General features: G+C 37.5%; 13 protein-coding genes. 8 read left to right on the forward strand and 5 right to left on the reverse strand.

Going from position 1 to position 14,529, the window contains the following annotated elements; genetic code table 11:
• Nucleotides 1–136 precede the first annotated feature (136 nt).
• Together ACQ76T_RS05370 and ACQ76T_RS05375 are read right to left on the reverse strand one after the other, a co-directional pair.
• Nucleotides 137–2,368 (reverse strand): TonB-dependent receptor, encoded by a 2,232-nt coding sequence (locus ACQ76T_RS05370; RefSeq protein ID WP_431342303.1) that lies wholly within the window; start codon nucleotides 2,366–2,368, stop codon nucleotides 137–139.
• Between the two features lie 291 nt (nucleotides 2,369–2,659).
• Nucleotides 2,660–4,147, reverse strand: a complete 1,488-nt coding sequence (locus ACQ76T_RS05375) for a PLP-dependent aminotransferase family protein (protein WP_431342304.1) — start codon at nucleotides 4,145–4,147, stop codon at nucleotides 2,660–2,662.
• A 66-nt stretch (nucleotides 4,148–4,213) separates the two neighbouring features.
• Here ACQ76T_RS05375 and ACQ76T_RS05380 point away from each other — a divergent pair, with 66 nt between their 5' ends.
• The 5 genes from ACQ76T_RS05380 to bioA all read left to right on the forward strand — a co-directional run bounded on the left by ACQ76T_RS05380 (nucleotide 4,214) and on the right by bioA (nucleotide 9,093).
• Nucleotides 4,214–4,837, forward strand: a complete 624-nt coding sequence (locus ACQ76T_RS05380) for a hypothetical protein (protein WP_431342305.1) — start codon at nucleotides 4,214–4,216, stop codon at nucleotides 4,835–4,837.
• Nucleotides 4,830–5,939 (forward strand): aminotransferase class I/II-fold pyridoxal phosphate-dependent enzyme, encoded by a 1,110-nt coding sequence (locus ACQ76T_RS05385; protein ID WP_431342306.1) that lies wholly within the window; start codon nucleotides 4,830–4,832, stop codon nucleotides 5,937–5,939. Before ACQ76T_RS05380 ends, ACQ76T_RS05385 begins: the two co-directional genes overlap by 8 nt.
• A 70-nt stretch (nucleotides 5,940–6,009) precedes the next feature.
• A complete protein-coding gene (gene bioD / locus ACQ76T_RS05390) occupies nucleotides 6,010–6,621 on the forward strand; it encodes a dethiobiotin synthase (RefSeq protein WP_431342307.1) in 612 nt (203 codons plus the stop codon).
• A 2-nt stretch (nucleotides 6,622–6,623) separates the two neighbouring features.
• Nucleotides 6,624–7,607, forward strand: a complete 984-nt coding sequence (gene bioB / locus ACQ76T_RS05395) for a biotin synthase BioB (protein WP_431342308.1) — start codon at nucleotides 6,624–6,626, stop codon at nucleotides 7,605–7,607.
• Between the two features lie 196 nt (nucleotides 7,608–7,803).
• On the forward strand, nucleotides 7,804–9,093 hold the full coding sequence (bioA, locus tag ACQ76T_RS05400; RefSeq protein ID WP_431342309.1) for an adenosylmethionine--8-amino-7-oxononanoate transaminase: 1,290 nt from the start codon (nucleotides 7,804–7,806) through the stop codon (nucleotides 9,091–9,093).
• 62 nt (nucleotides 9,094–9,155) lie between these two features.
• Here bioA and ACQ76T_RS05405 read toward each other — a convergent pair whose 3' ends face one another.
• Both ACQ76T_RS05405 and ACQ76T_RS05410 read right to left on the reverse strand, forming a co-directional pair.
• Nucleotides 9,156–9,707, reverse strand: coding sequence for a hypothetical protein (locus ACQ76T_RS05405; protein ID WP_431342310.1), 552 nt, complete (start codon nucleotides 9,705–9,707; stop codon nucleotides 9,156–9,158).
• Between the two features lie 144 nt (nucleotides 9,708–9,851).
• Nucleotides 9,852–10,169: a winged helix-turn-helix transcriptional regulator gene (locus ACQ76T_RS05410; RefSeq protein ID WP_431342311.1), complete on the reverse strand. Its 318-nt coding sequence runs from the start codon at nucleotides 10,167–10,169 to the stop codon at nucleotides 9,852–9,854.
• A gap of 92 nt (nucleotides 10,170–10,261) precedes the next feature.
• On the opposite strand from ACQ76T_RS05410, the gene ACQ76T_RS05415 reads away from it, so the two are divergent.
• Nucleotides 10,262–11,026 (forward strand): MBL fold metallo-hydrolase, encoded by a 765-nt coding sequence (locus ACQ76T_RS05415; RefSeq protein ID WP_431342312.1) that lies wholly within the window; start codon nucleotides 10,262–10,264, stop codon nucleotides 11,024–11,026.
• A 55-nt stretch (nucleotides 11,027–11,081) separates the two neighbouring features.
• Nucleotides 11,082–12,197, forward strand: coding sequence for a serine hydrolase domain-containing protein (locus ACQ76T_RS05420; protein WP_431342313.1), 1,116 nt, complete (start codon nucleotides 11,082–11,084; stop codon nucleotides 12,195–12,197).
• Between the two features lie 77 nt (nucleotides 12,198–12,274).
• Here ACQ76T_RS05420 and ACQ76T_RS05425 read toward each other — a convergent pair whose 3' ends face one another.
• On the reverse strand, nucleotides 12,275–13,480 hold the full coding sequence (locus ACQ76T_RS05425) for a CynX/NimT family MFS transporter (RefSeq protein ID WP_431342314.1): 1,206 nt from the start codon (nucleotides 13,478–13,480) through the stop codon (nucleotides 12,275–12,277).
• 71 nt (nucleotides 13,481–13,551) lie between these two features.
• Here ACQ76T_RS05425 and ACQ76T_RS05430 point away from each other — a divergent pair, with 71 nt between their 5' ends.
• Nucleotides 13,552–14,334, forward strand: coding sequence for a helix-turn-helix domain-containing protein (locus ACQ76T_RS05430; RefSeq protein ID WP_431342315.1), 783 nt, complete (start codon nucleotides 13,552–13,554; stop codon nucleotides 14,332–14,334).
• Nucleotides 14,335–14,529 lie beyond the last annotated feature (195 nt).

The following is a 14,529-nucleotide window of genomic DNA, read 5'->3' on the forward strand; positions in this document are numbered from 1 at the left end:
GTAATTTTTTGATGTAAGCATTAAGGAAACTGATATATTTTAAACCGCCTTTTCAGGATAGGAAATCAACAGTTATTCAATTTTTGGTGTTATTCTTTTGGTTTAAAATATATCAGTAAAATAATAGATTAAGAAATTAATAAGTAATCGTGTAGCCTACAGAAAACGTTGTTCCTCGGCCCTGATAAGCAAATGCTTTCTGAGGCGCTCCATAGAAAAATTCGGAGCGCTGCCCCCAGATGGTTGTATATTGCTTATTGAATATATTCTGGATTCCAAAATTGATGACTCCCTTGTTCAGTTTTATATCTCCTACAAAATCGAATAGAGTATAGCCATTAATCTTCATATCCGCCAAATCGGTATAGTTCATTGAGTTCTGCATTTGCAGTCTTAATGAGAATCTTTTTGCATTCCAGCCTGTGAAAACCATAAACTTGGAAGGGTTGGTTGTATATACCGACTGATTTTGCCAGCCTTTATCTACCGTTTTTGTTTCAGACTGCATCAGGAGAACATTTCCTCCCAATTCAAGCCCTTCTGCAAAACGATATCCCAAAGCTCCTTCAAAACCGTAATTTCTCAGTTTTTGATCAAGAAGAGAAACCGTGAATGCTGCGTTGTCAATTTTCAATGTTTTGCTTGATAATGCGTAGAAAAATGAACCCTGAGCATATAACCCTGCTTCTGAAGTTCTGTTATGTCTGAAACCCAGTTCGATCTGATCAGTTTTGATGCCGCTTAACGGCTGCTCAGCAATATTCATACTGTTTAAAAGCTTCCAGCGGTTGTTATCCAGCTGATACTTTCCGAAACCATAAGATTTTGCAGCATCCGGAACAGCAAATCCCTGAGAGAAACTGAACCATGTCTGCCAGGCTGGGGTAAATTTATACAGTAAACTTCCGTTCAGTAATGTTACGTCGTAGTTGTTCTTTCCGCCTTTTACAACATCTGCGGAATTACCATATCCAAAGTGCATATACACCTGCTCTTTAAACCCCACAAAATCATCCAGTTTCACATTGATAAACTGCTGTCTTACTCCTCCGGATAGGGTAAGCTGCTTGGTAATATTCCAGTCAGCCTGAATAAAGCCCGCCAGTGTAAATATTTTAGTGTCCGGATATCTTCCTACAAAAGCATCTGCTTTATTGATTAATCCTCCGGATTCACTACTTATTTGAGGATTGAAAATAGCCTGATCTCCATTGAACTTTTCATAATCCAGGTCTGTCCCATAAGTGAAGTTAAAAGCGTTCCATTTTTTTGATAAAACAGCTTTTGCTCCGTACACATCAGTATTTCCTCTTCCTGAAGAAAGAAAAACCGGTAAAACTACTCCCGCAGGAGGTTTAGGAATTTCTGCAAAAGAAGCTCCAAAATCAGCCTCCTCACGTCTTCCGTAAGCCTGAACAAGCAAATTGTGACCTCCCAGAATATTGCGTAAATTATATTGAAGATTGGCCATAAAACGCTCTGTACGGGGAACCACATCAGAATCTGCACCTCCAAGAACATTAATCAGATCAGGATTTTTAGTGGTAAACCCGGTAAATCCCGGACCAAAAGAAAGCCATTTTTTATTTCTGACCTTAGAATTGTAGTATTGAAGATCCAGACTTAAGTCCTGATCAGGACTCAGTTTTACGCTTAGACCTCCCAAAAGATCAATAGACCTGTTATACTGGTAGTCTGCCTGTTTCACGTCTGTAATAATCTGGTTTCCATTCGCATCAAAAGCGCCTTCGTTTTGTGTAAAAGCAGCTCCTAATCTGAATTTCACCTTATCGTTACCTCCTGCTATCGACTGTGCAATTCTTTTATCCAGATCATCTTTGTGGAAACCTGTTTTAAGTCCTACAGAAGTTTCAAAAGCAAGTTGGTCAGACGTTGGCTTTTTAGTAATAATGTTGATAATCCCGCCTGTAGAATCTCCTCCATAAATGGCCGATGCACCAGAAAGGACTTCAATTCTTTCGATGTTAAAAGGATCTATTGCATCAAATTGTCTGCTGGCCGCTCTTGTGCTGTTCAGAGAAACACCATTGAGCATTACCAGAACATTTCTTCCTCTCATGTTTTGAGCATAATTGGTTCTTCCCTGATTTCCAAAATCAAAACCGGGAATCATATTTCCCAATACCTCTTTCAACCCGGCGCCGCCTCTTATTTGTGTCTGGAGTTCTTTTTCCCCAATGATCCAGACTGTTCCCGGAATGTCGCTGATTTGCTTCGGAGAACGTGAAGATACCAGAATAACTTCATTGATATCTTTTGTGGTAATACTATCCTGCTTGGTTTGCGCAGAAGTATGTGCAGTAAAGGCAGCCAATAAAATGACTGAAAGCGCATATTGTCGTTTCATTTATTTAGAACAATTAAAAATAATGGAGTAAATATAAAATATTATTGAGCAAAAAATCAAAATGATTTTTGTCACATATTTCAAACCAACGTGAGTACGATCAGAATAAATCACAAAGAGAGGAACCTTTTATGATGATTTACGCGGTATAATTAATTTTTTCACAGTCTCAAAGTGAGACAAAAATAATAACAATAATCTTGAAAATTAACGAAAATGTAACATGAAAAAGGATAAAAAAGATAAAAAATCCATCAAAATTAAGCGTTGGAAAATCCCCAAAATGATAAGCTAGGTGAACAATTTTGAGTTTTTTGAAAAAATTTCAATACTTTTTTCCATTTCATTATCATCAAGATCTCCAAATCCTAATCGGATGGCAGTAAGGGATTTATTTTGATAAAGAAGCGTTTTGGGAATAAAAAGATTTTCACGGGCGCAGTTACGGCTGAGCTGCATCAGATTGACCGGGATATTCCACTCCAGCCATATCGCCAATCCACCGGAAGGTTTCTGGAAACGAATAAGATCTCCAAGATTTTCCTGCAGTAAAGTACTGAGATAATCTCTTCTTTCCTGATAGATTTTTAAAGATTTCTTCAGATAGCGGTTAATTTCCCCTTCTGCAATCATTTCTCCAAGGGCTCTTTCCATTAGAATATCACCTTGTCTGTCAATAATTCCGAGATATTTCCTCATTTCGGCCATCAGATTTTCGGGAGCCACAATAAATCCGGTCCTGAAACCAGGAGCCAGCGATTTACCGAATGACCCGATATAGATCACCATACCGTTTGTATCTGCGCTTGCTAAAGGCAAAATTGGGCTTTTATCATAATGAAATTCATAATCATAATCGTCTTCAAGAATGATAAACCCATATTCCTGGGCAAGTTCTAAAAGTTCCAGCCTTCTTTGAGCACTTAAGGCAACAGTAGTAGGATAATGGTGGTGGGGAGTAAGGTAAAGCATCCGGATCTTCTGTTTTTTGCAGGCTTCCCGAACACTTTCCACAATAATTCCTTCCTCATCAATGGGTATGGAAACCATATTCACACCTGATTTCATGAAGATCATATTGACGGAGAAGTAACTTAATGCACCTACCAGCACTACATCACCAGGGGAAAGTAAAATTTCAGAAACAATGTAAATACTCATTTCCGTACTTCTTGTGATGAGAAGATTATTCTTGGAAATAGGAAGGCCACGGGACAGATTGAGATATCGGGATAAATGTTCTTTAAAAAATTCACTTCCATCATGATTATAATGCCCGGATAACTTTTGATGGGATTTACGCTTCAGAATAGAGCTGTAAAACCTGGAATGTTGGCCGATTTGGGTAAGTCTGATATCAGGAACTCCATCATTGAATACATATTCGCAATCGGAATGCTCAAACGGATTATCCAGAATGTTTGAAGTTTTGAATGCGAAACCAGTCGTTTTTGGGTAGTTTTGAAGGTTTTTTTGTTCAAATGCATTCATTTTTACAGGTTTTTCCTGCTCTTTTCCAATAATGAATGTTCCTTTATTAGGTAAACTTTCTGTCCAGCCCTGTGCAGAGAGTTCATCATACACCGCTACAGCAGTATTTCTGTGGATATCGAGCATTTCGCTGAATGTACGCGTTCCGGGAAGCTTGGTTCCAAAAGGTAAAACGCCTCTCTGTATGGCATTCACGAGCTGGTTGGCAATCTGCAAATAGATTGAAGTTTCAGACTTTCTGTCAATTTTTATAAAACTTTCATAAGGAATTTTAACCGGACTATCCATAATATCAAAACTGGCACCATGTAACCATCCGGCAATATACTACTTTTGACATCAAAATAAAAATCTATGGAATTTCATCATCTTTTAGAAAAGATTGTTCAGGATGGCTTTACTCATGCCAAATGGCTGAACACGCTTTCTTTCATGGAAAATGCCGGAGCAAGAAAAATTTCGAAATGTGAACATCCTGTACTGGTAACTCAGATTCAGTTGAAGCATGCGGCTGAAGAGCATCGTCATGCCTATTATCTGAAAAAACAGATAGGAAAGATAAATCCTGAGCTTTGCAAAACATACGAAAGCCAGGAACTTCTGGCGCCCGTTGCAACAAGGCAATATCTTCATTCTCTGGATATAAAAGCCTGTAGGTACCTTCAGGAGGCTTTTCAATTGAATAAAGAAGATTTAAAATATGCCGCTTATCTTTTTGTGACATATGCCATAGAAGTTCGGGCAGATGATTTATACCCCGTTTATCAGGATGTTTTAACGAAAGTGTCTTCTAAAATTATGGTAAAATCTATTATTCTGGAAGAAGAAGGACACCTTGAAGAGATGATTAATCAGCTTAATGATTTTTCTGCAGATTGGAAAAAACATGCAGATCATGTTCTGACGATTGAGAAAGAATTACATGAACAATGGATGAATGCTATTACAGAGGAAGTAGCTCAGTTGAATTATGCATAATCATTCCGAGTATTTCCAACAAGCTCTTGAGAAAAGGAGAGAGGAAGGTACATTACGAAGTGTAAGGCTTGAATCTGAAGGGGTGGATTTTTATTCGAATGATTATCTGGGATTAGCAAGAAATAAAGAACTTCAGAATATTTTGCTTCAGAAAGTAACTGAAAATCCTCAATGGCTTTCAGGAAGTACCGGATCAAGGCTGATTAGCGGAAATAGTAGTACTGTAACTTTGAGTGAAGAATTTATTGCTGAACAGCATCATTTTCCGGCTGCATTGCTTTTTCCGTCAGGATATAATGCTAATCTGGCTTTGTTTTCGACACTTCCCAATCGTCATGACACCATTATTGTAGATGAGCAGATTCATCGATCTGTACATGATGGCTGTAGATTGTCAAATGCCCGAAAGTTGAAATTCTTACATAATAACCTGGAGGATTTAGAAGATATATTACGAAGGCAGAATGGTCATTGCTATATTGCTGTAGAAAGTCTGTACTCAATGGAAGGAGATTTTGCTCCTATTCCAGAAATCGCGGAAATCGCCAGTCAGTATAATGCTGACCTGATCGTGGATGAAGCACATGCTTTTGGCGTTTTTGGTTATGGTTTGATCGATAAGTTTCAGATGCAGGAAAATGTTTTGGCAACCGTTGTGACCTATGGAAAAGCACTAGGATCGCACGGTGCTGCCATACTTTGTAATAAAACGGTAAAATCTTATCTGATCAATTTTGCATCGCCGTTTATTTATACCACTTCCGCACAGGATTTTCAATGGGAGGGAATTAAAACCGGATATGAGTTTTTGAAATCTCATAAACATTTATCTGAGGAACTCCATGAGAATATTAAACTATTTCGAAGCCAAAACCTGAAGTCTCCTTCCTCGGAAAAGAGCCCTGTTCAGGCGATTATTATTCCAAATAATCAAAGACTTAAACAAATGCAGCAGACTTTGTGTGAAGAAGGTTTTTTAACCTATGCTATCTATAGTCCTACCGTGAAAGAGGGAAGTGAAAGGCTCAGAATCTGTCTTCACAGCTTTAATACGGAAAAAGAAATTGTAAAACTTACAGAAATCATCAGAGAATTTATATAAAGCAAAAGATAAAGGCAAAAGAATAAAATATCAGATTGTCTTTTTCGATTAGCTTTTTCATGGCAACATTATGAAATTATTTATTACAGGAATAGGAACCGAAATAGGAAAAACCGTTTGTTCGGCCATTTTGGTTCAATATTTTAAAGCGGAATATTGGAAGCCGGTACAATCCGGAGATCTTCATCATACAGATAGTCATAAGATTGAAGCCTGGACAGATTGCGAGAACTGCTACCCGGAAACCTATCGTTTACAATTAGCGGCATCACCTCATCAGTCGGCGCGGGAAGAAAACATAAAGATCAGTCTTGATGAATTTCATCTTCCGGAAACCGATCATCCTTTGATTATAGAGGGAGCGGGAGGTTTAATGGTACCACTTTCTGACCACACATTTATGATTGATCTGATTGAAAAACTACACCTGCCGGCAGCACTTGTTGTGAGGAATTATTTAGGGTGTATCAATCACAGCTTATTATCAATCATGGCTTTACAACAAAGAAATATCCAATTGGATTTTTTAATCCTTAATGGTTTTTTTCCGGAAGATACAGAACGTGTGATTTGCGGATTTGTGGGTGAAAAAACAAAAATTATCAGGATTCCGGAAATCGAAAATCCTGAAAAAGAGCAGATAAAAACTGCGGCAAAACAATTAACAATAACAAAATTATGATAATGGATCAAAAAACAGAAATTAGATACAACTGGACTAAAGAAGAGATTGAGGAAATCTACCATTTACCTCTCATGGAACTGATTTATAAAGCAGCAACTGTACACAGAGAATGGCACGATCCTTCCGAGGTACAGATCTCCACATTATTATCCATCAAAACAGGAGGTTGCCCGGAAGATTGTTCTTATTGCGGACAGGCAGCCAGATATCATACCAATATCAAAGTACAGGCTTTACTGCCTACAGAAACAGTTATTGCCCATGCACAGAAAGCTAAAGACAGCGGATCATCCCGTTTCTGTATGGCTGCAGCATGGAGAGAGGTTCGTAATAACCGTGATTTCGACCGAGTGATTGAGATGGTAAAAGGAGTAAATGATCTTGGACTGGAAGTTTGCTGTACGTTGGGAATGCTTACGGAAGAACAGGCTGTAAGACTTCAGGAAGCAGGTTTATACGCTTATAACCATAATCTTGATACCTCAGAACAGTATTATGAAGAAATTATCTCTACCAGAACGTTTGACAATAGAATCAATACGATCAATAATGTTCGTAAAGCGGGAATTACAGTGTGCTCCGGTGGAATTATCGGGCTTGGAGAAACCCATAGAGATAGAATTTCAATGCTTTTAACACTGGCAACAATGCCTAAACATCCGGAATCCGTTCCCATCAACGCATTGGCAAGGGTAGAAGGAACACCTTTGGAAAACAATGAAAAAGTAGATACGTGGGAAATGGTAAGAATGATTGCTACGGCAAGAATTGTAATGCCGTCTTCAATGGTGAGATTAAGTGCAGGACGTATAGAAATGGATGAAACGGAGCAGGCATGGTGCTTTATGGCAGGAGCCAATTCTATTTTTACCGGTGAAAGAGAAACCCTTCTGGTAACTCCTAATCCGGGGGTATCCGAAGATATGCAGATGCTGCAAACTCTAGGTCTTAAGCCAATGATGAAAAAAGAAACCTGCTGCTAAATAATTATAAATAATGAGTTATGAGTTTAGGAATTTTAATAACGAGCATTCTTACCTGTGTTGTAACATTGCTTTCTGAATTATTACACTGATAGTATGATGGTTATATGTAATATGGGAGATAGGAATAACTGTTTTTTTATCTTCAGATTAATATTCCCAAACTCATCATTCTTCATACATACGATATCAATACATGGATACAATAACATCAACCAGCCTTCAGGAAAGAGATAAAGCTGTCAACTGGCATCCTTATACACAAATGAAGACTGCCGACAGCATTATTCCTATTGTAAAAGGGAAAGGACTTTATCTTTATGATGAAGACGGAAAAGAATATATGGATGTGGTTTCTTCATGGTGGGTTACCCTGCATGGGCATTCACATCCTTATATTGCGCAACGCGTTTTTGAACAATTAAATACCGCAGAACAGATTATTTTTGCAGGTTTTACCCATGAGCCGGCTGTTCAGCTTTCAGAAAACTTGCTGAAGTTGCTTCCCTCTAATCAGAAAAAAATTTTTTATTCGGATAATGGATCTACAGCTGTGGAAGTTGCTTTGAAGATGTGTATTCAATATGCTCATAATCAGGACAAAAAGAAAACTAAGATCCTGGCCTTCAAAAATGCTTATCATGGAGATACTTTCGGAGCGATGTCGGTAAGCGGAAAAAGCTATTGGACACAACCTTTTGAAAGTATGTTGTTTGAAGTTATTTTTATAGATACGCCCAATGCTGAAAATATAAATGAATTAAGGATCCAGCTGCAAGAGCTTGCTGATGAAGTAGCTTGTATTATCTACGAGCCTTTGGTTCAGGGAGCTGCCGGAATGCTGATGTACAAAGCAGAAGATCTGGATAACCTTATGAAGATCTGCAGAGAGCAGGGGATTCTGATGATTCAGGATGAAGTTTTTACAGGATTCGGAAGAACCGGGAACTTTTTTGCGGCCAATTATCTGACGGAAAAACCAGATATTATGTGTTTTTCAAAAGGTTTAACAGGCGGAACGATGCCTATGGGTGTTACCTCCTGTTCAGATGATATCTATAATGCCTTTTTATCGGAAGATCATCATAAAACGTTATTCCATGGCCATTCTTTTACTGCTAACCCTCTAGCCTGTACTGCCGCTTTGGCCAGTATGGAACTGCTGCTTCAAGAAGAGACTCAAATGAACATCAAACGGATCACCCATCAGCATTCAGCATTTTTAAAAGAGCTTTCCAATCATTCTAAGGTAGAAAATGCCCGCCAGATCGGAACAATCTTAGCTTTTGATTTTAAAACAGGGGATGGAACTTCCTATTTTAATGAAATAGGGAAAAAGCTTTACCAGGAGTTTTTACAGCGAGGAATCATTATGCGTCCACTAGGAAATGTACTGTATTTGGTGCCGCCATATTGTATCACAGCTGAAGAGCTGGAATCTGTTTATCAGAATATTCTGGAAGTTCTGAATCAGTTCGGAGATTAATTTTATACAACCTTATAGACTTTTGAAGTCCATAAGGTTGTAAAATAGATTACAACAAAGCTTTACAGTTCCTGTTCAGCATTCTTTAGCATCTTTATGAGTTCCTTCAATTCTTCTTTAGAAAATTCAGTTAAATTCTGATGGTAATAAGAAGAAGGAATCTTTATATAATGAGCCCAGCTGGAAGATTTTTCACGATAAACACTTCCAAATTCAATATTATTGGTCGTTACAAATTTATACTTTGCTTCCTGACTGTTTTTTTCATTCTCTTTCTGTTCCATGGTTTGAAGAGCCTGAATTAATTTACCAAGTTCATTCTTATCAATAGTCAGTGTTTTTCTTGAGATCTCATCAAACGTTTCATATTCATACATAATTCCCAAAAGGCTTTCTGATGAATTATCCGCCACATCTTTCGTAACAATTTTCTGAATATTTAAATTTTTGAACTTACTTAAATGGGTAGTCCGCTTTTCAATTAACGTACTTTTTTTTGTATTGATCGTCAATCCGCGGGAAGGAGTAATCGATCTTTGAAGAGTTGGTGGAGAAATCTGTGCAATAACCGAGGTACAACATGCACAGCAAATTGAAATAATAATTCTTTTCATTTGTAAAATGGTAAGGTTATAGTTTTTATTAAAATAGAAGCAACTTTTGTATTTTGGGCTAATATATAAAATCTTCTTGGAATCATTCAAAATATCACCTAGACAGTCTTTTTAAAAGTCTTTGTCTGAGTGTAAAATACGCTGTTATGAATTCAATTCACTGCCCCATGTATGCAGTTCAGTTAATATAGGACCTAGTTTTTCTCCTTTTTCGGTCAGTTTGTAATACACTTCGGGAGGAAAATTATATACTTCAATCCGTTGAATGATATGGTCGTCTTCCAGCTGTTTCAGCTGTTCGGAAAGTACTTTTTTGGACACTCTAGGCATTTTTCTCCATAGCTCCACAAAACGTACCTTTTCTTCCTCGAAAAGACTGTGCAAAATCAATGGTTTCCACTTTCCTGAGAGAATATCCAGGCTTTTTCTCAAACCACAGTTTTTAAATTCTTCAAAATTCATAAATTACTTGAATGTATATGGTTAACCTTTTGGTAACCCTCGATTGTTCTACCCGGATCTCACCATAATTTTGTAATACAAATGTAAACAAAATGAAATTACACCTTTGGCGTAACGCCACATTAGAACTGAATATTAACGGAACTTCTATACTGATAGACCCTATGCTTGGAGAAAAAGGATCTCTAGGAGTATTTCCCATGACAGATAACGAAATGTTGAATCCTTTGGTAGATCTTCCTTTCAGTGAAAAAGAGCTGATAGAAAAATTACAAACAGTAGATGCCGTTGCAGTTACCCATCTTCATCCGGATCACTGGGATGCCAGGGCAATAGAGCTTATTGATAAGAATACACCTATCCTGTGTTCTGAAATTATTGCAGACCAAATTGCTCAACAGGGTTTTTTACATATTATTCCAATCAATACTTCCATCCTTTGGAACAATATTGAAATTTTTATCACGAAAGGACAGCACGGAACCGGGGAGATCGGTGAGAAAATGGGACTGGTAAACGGTTTTGTATTGAAGACAGAAAAAGAATCCGTCTACATCGTTGGAGATAGTATTTGGTATGATGATATTGCAGCAGAGATCAGTAGGTATCAACCTCAGCATATTATTGTAGCCGGCGGGGCGGCGGCTTTTTCCATGGGAGATCCTATTATTATGACAAGTGAAGATATTATTAAAGTCTGCGAATATGCCCCGGAGGCTTCAGTATGGATTACTCACCTTGAAGCTGTGAGCCATTGTAAAGAAGATAGAAACTTTATTCAGAAAAAAATTAATGAAAAAGGATTTGAAAAAAGATGTTTTGTATTAAATGATGATGAACAAGTTGTTCTTTCCTAGCCTGACGCACTTTTTTAAAGAAAAGATTTAATATTTTTGCGTCTAATCGATTCTTATGAAACTCATCCTTTCAATCACTGCTTCAGTAGCTTTCAGTGCTCATGTTTTTGCACAAAACACAGAGGCCCTGTTCAAAAAAATAGTAGATTCCACATACAATGCCCATCCTGAAATGATTGGGTTGATTGTTGACGTAGAATCTCCGGACCATAAAATCTCATGGAGCTATGCTGTAGGAAAAAACGGAAAAGATAATCAACAACCTATCGATCCCGCTCAACCTCTTCTGATTGCCAGTACAACAAAGCCTTACATGGCTGCGGCGATTCTTAGATTGGTAGAAAACGGTACACTGAGCATTGATACTCCCATCAAGAATCTTCTCAGCGCAAAGACTTTAAAAGTTCTTTCTGATGATGGGTATGATGTAGAAAAGATAAATCTGCGCCACCTTTTATCACATACTGCAGGCATCAATGATTATGTGACGGAAAATTATTTCAGCTTTATCACTACGCATAAAACCTATAACTGGACAAGAGATGAACAGATTGCTTTGGCCGGAAAAGAGAAAAAAGTGGGGGAGCCCGGAACTGTTTTTAGGTATGCTGACATCAATTATGTTCTGATCTCTGAAATTATCGAACAGAAAACAGGAAAGCCATTCTATGAAGCCTTAAGAAACCTTTTGAACTATAAAAAACTGGGAATTAAAAATACATGGTTTATTCAGTTGGAAAAAAAGCCGGAAACTTCACTGCCACTGGTCAATCAGTATTGGAGACAGTTTGATTGGCAGATCAAAGATCTAAACCCATCATGGGATCTCTATGGTGGTGGCGGAATAGCTTCCAACGTGAAAGAAATGGCTCAGTTTTTCCAAATGCTGTTTACCGGAAAAGTGATTAAAGATCCGAAAGTATTACAATTGATGTATACGGACGTTCCACCCAATTTGGAGATCAATTATTGCCTGGGAATCAGAAAGATTAAAAGTGGAGGAATGATGGCTTATAACCATGGTGGTGGTTTGGGAACCGACGCTATTTATATCCCGGAAATTAATGCCAGTATTTCTTCTGCATCGGTAGAAGCAGGGAAAAGAAATATTGCAGTAGAAGTGAGCAGTTTGCTGGCTGCAAAATTAAAATCTCTGAAAGGCTCAAAATAAGATTCTACATCTTTTACATACAATAAAAAAGCCCCGAATACCTTTAGATTTACAAAAAGTATTCGGGGCTTATTTTTTTAATCCTCTACAAATTTGTTTTTGGCAGCTTTTATTCCAAAAAAGAACATAATTAATACTGCAGTACTCATAAAATAAAATGAGGTGTTCCAGGAAGCATCCCAATCATGCAGTTTTCCAAATACCGGCGGACCAAACGCTGCAATCAGATAACCTACAGATTGTGCCATTCCGGAGATCTTCACGGCATTGATGCTGCTTTTGGTTCTCGTCGAAAAAAACAGGATAGAAAGACTGAAAGATAATCCGTTGGCAATGCCTATAATAACAGCATTTACATAGATCCAGTTAGATTTCATAAATACAAACATCATCGTACTGGCAAACATTAGAGTGCAGACAAAAACGATCATCAGTCGCTGATCTTTCATTTTACTGGCAATAATAGGACAGCAGAATGTTACCGGGATCATGGTAATCTGAATCACAAAGAAAACCCATCCTGAGCTCTCACTCGGCATATGATAATCTGCAAGAAATGAAGGAAGCCAGGCAACCAGGCAATAATAAAATAAAGACTGTAGCCCCATAAATATACTGATATTCCATGCCTGGGAAGATTTGAACATATTAAAATCTGATGTACTGATTGCAGCTTTAGGCTGATCCGCGTTCTTTTTGTTGAAAATAAATTCCAGAATCAGAACCAGAAATGCCAAAGCGGCAATTACCAGCCAGATTCCTAAAGATCCACGCCATCCAAACCCTGTCCATTCTCCAATTTTTACGCTGAAACCCGATGCTAAAGCTGCTGTAAGGTTCATCGATACAGCAAAAATACCGGTCATAATTCCTATCTGTTTGGGAAAGTTATTCTTAACATATCCCGGAGTGACAACGTTTCCGATGCATATTCCTAAACCAATAAAGATAGAACCTAAAAATAATAGCCAAAGAGAACCGGTAATTCTCAGAAACAGACCAAAACTTAAAATGATCAAAGAGTACAACAATAGCTTACTGATCCCCAATTTACTTGAAAATCTGCTTACCAGAACAGAACATACAGCAAACATAAAAAGTGGAATAGAGGTAAGCAAACTGACCTGAAAATTATCCAGTTTCAATGTATCCCTTACTTCTCCAAGTACGGGTGCTACAGCAACAATAGGAGAGCGGAGGTTGCTTGAAATAAGGATAACAACCAGAACATTAATGATTAATAAAACATAAGAAGCATCTTTTTTTACTTCATTCTTCATCATGATAAAAACTTTTGTGCAAAATTAGCACAGTAATTTTGTTTAATTTTGCCAAAGTTTTAACCTAAAACGACATGAGTACCCACAGCAATATCGAAGTTGATGAATTGAATAAACCTTATTTTGTCTGGTTTGAAGAAAACTGGGTTCACGATGATGTTCTTCATCATCATCAAAAAGGCCAGCTTGTATATGTGGAAAGTGGTTTTCAGTATATTACCATTGAGGAAAGAATTTATCTTCTCCCACAGAATCATGCCGTATGGATTCCGCCCAATGCTGTTCATAAAACCAATTCTCACTCTGAAAAGATCAAACTGATGATCATGTTTGCTGATACAGACGGAAAAACTCCTTTCTACAACGAAGTGAATGTATTTTCTGTTCCGCCGGTTCTGAAAGAAATGATAAAATATGCTGAAAAATGGTCAAAACTATTTATTAAAGATGATAATGAAACTCTTTTTCTAAAGGCTCTTTTTAATGAACTTCCTCAGTTTGTGGAACATTCGTTCAAACTCCATATCTGTCTTCCCAAAGATAAACGTCTCACCAAAGTCATTGAATATCTTCATCATCATTACCGTCATGAGATCAGAATTGAAGAACTGGGAGATACCGCTTTGCTATCATTGCGTACTCTGGAACGTATTTTTAAAAAAGAAACAGGGTTGACGTTGATCAAATATCAGCAAATGCTTCGTATTATCAAGAGTCTTGAACTTCTAAGTTCAGGAAATTTCACCATTTCTGAAACCGCCTATGAAGTAGGATATAAGAGCATACAGGCTTATACAAGAAGTTTTCAGTCGGTAATGCAGTTTCGCCCAACGGACTTTGTGAAAAATATAAATTAATATAAAAAATAAAGGGTAAAATTTAAACCTGTAAAAGGGACTTATATGAATGTTGAACTTTACGCAATAGCCTTCATAAAGGTGTTTCCAGTGTTTCAGTAACTTCCTTATTTCACATTTTGTTATTTTTTCAGATAAGCATCAAATTCTTCATTATAGACTCGATAAAGATAAAAAGGTCCCCAAGAGTGGAGA

Source organism: Chryseobacterium sp. JK1 (assembly GCF_050632815.1).
Classification (GTDB): domain Bacteria; phylum Bacteroidota; class Bacteroidia; order Flavobacteriales; family Weeksellaceae; genus Chryseobacterium.

Excerpts from the sequence above, each read along its gene's own strand:
- ACQ76T_RS05370 (WP_431342303.1), bottom strand. The coding sequence starts at position 2,368 with ATGAAACGACAATATGCGCTTTCAGTCATTTTATTGGCTGCCTTTACT.
- ACQ76T_RS05375 (WP_431342304.1), bottom strand. The coding sequence starts at position 4,147 with ATGGATAGTCCGGTTAAAATTCCTTATGAAAGTTTTATAAAAATTGAC.
- ACQ76T_RS05380 (WP_431342305.1), top strand. The coding sequence starts at position 4,214 with ATGGAATTTCATCATCTTTTAGAAAAGATTGTTCAGGATGGCTTTACT.
- ACQ76T_RS05385 (WP_431342306.1), top strand. The coding sequence starts at position 4,830 with ATGCATAATCATTCCGAGTATTTCCAACAAGCTCTTGAGAAAAGGAGA.
- bioD (WP_431342307.1), top strand. The coding sequence starts at position 6,010 with ATGAAATTATTTATTACAGGAATAGGAACCGAAATAGGAAAAACCGTT.
- bioB (WP_431342308.1), top strand. The coding sequence starts at position 6,624 with ATGGATCAAAAAACAGAAATTAGATACAACTGGACTAAAGAAGAGATT.
- bioA (WP_431342309.1), top strand. The coding sequence starts at position 7,804 with ATGGATACAATAACATCAACCAGCCTTCAGGAAAGAGATAAAGCTGTC.
- ACQ76T_RS05405 (WP_431342310.1), bottom strand. The coding sequence starts at position 9,707 with ATGAAAAGAATTATTATTTCAATTTGCTGTGCATGTTGTACCTCGGTT.
- ACQ76T_RS05410 (WP_431342311.1), bottom strand. The coding sequence starts at position 10,169 with ATGAATTTTGAAGAATTTAAAAACTGTGGTTTGAGAAAAAGCCTGGAT.
- ACQ76T_RS05415 (WP_431342312.1), top strand. The coding sequence starts at position 10,262 with ATGAAATTACACCTTTGGCGTAACGCCACATTAGAACTGAATATTAAC.
- ACQ76T_RS05420 (WP_431342313.1), top strand. The coding sequence starts at position 11,082 with ATGAAACTCATCCTTTCAATCACTGCTTCAGTAGCTTTCAGTGCTCAT.
- ACQ76T_RS05425 (WP_431342314.1), bottom strand. The coding sequence starts at position 13,480 with ATGATGAAGAATGAAGTAAAAAAAGATGCTTCTTATGTTTTATTAATC.
- ACQ76T_RS05430 (WP_431342315.1), top strand. The coding sequence starts at position 13,552 with ATGAGTACCCACAGCAATATCGAAGTTGATGAATTGAATAAACCTTAT.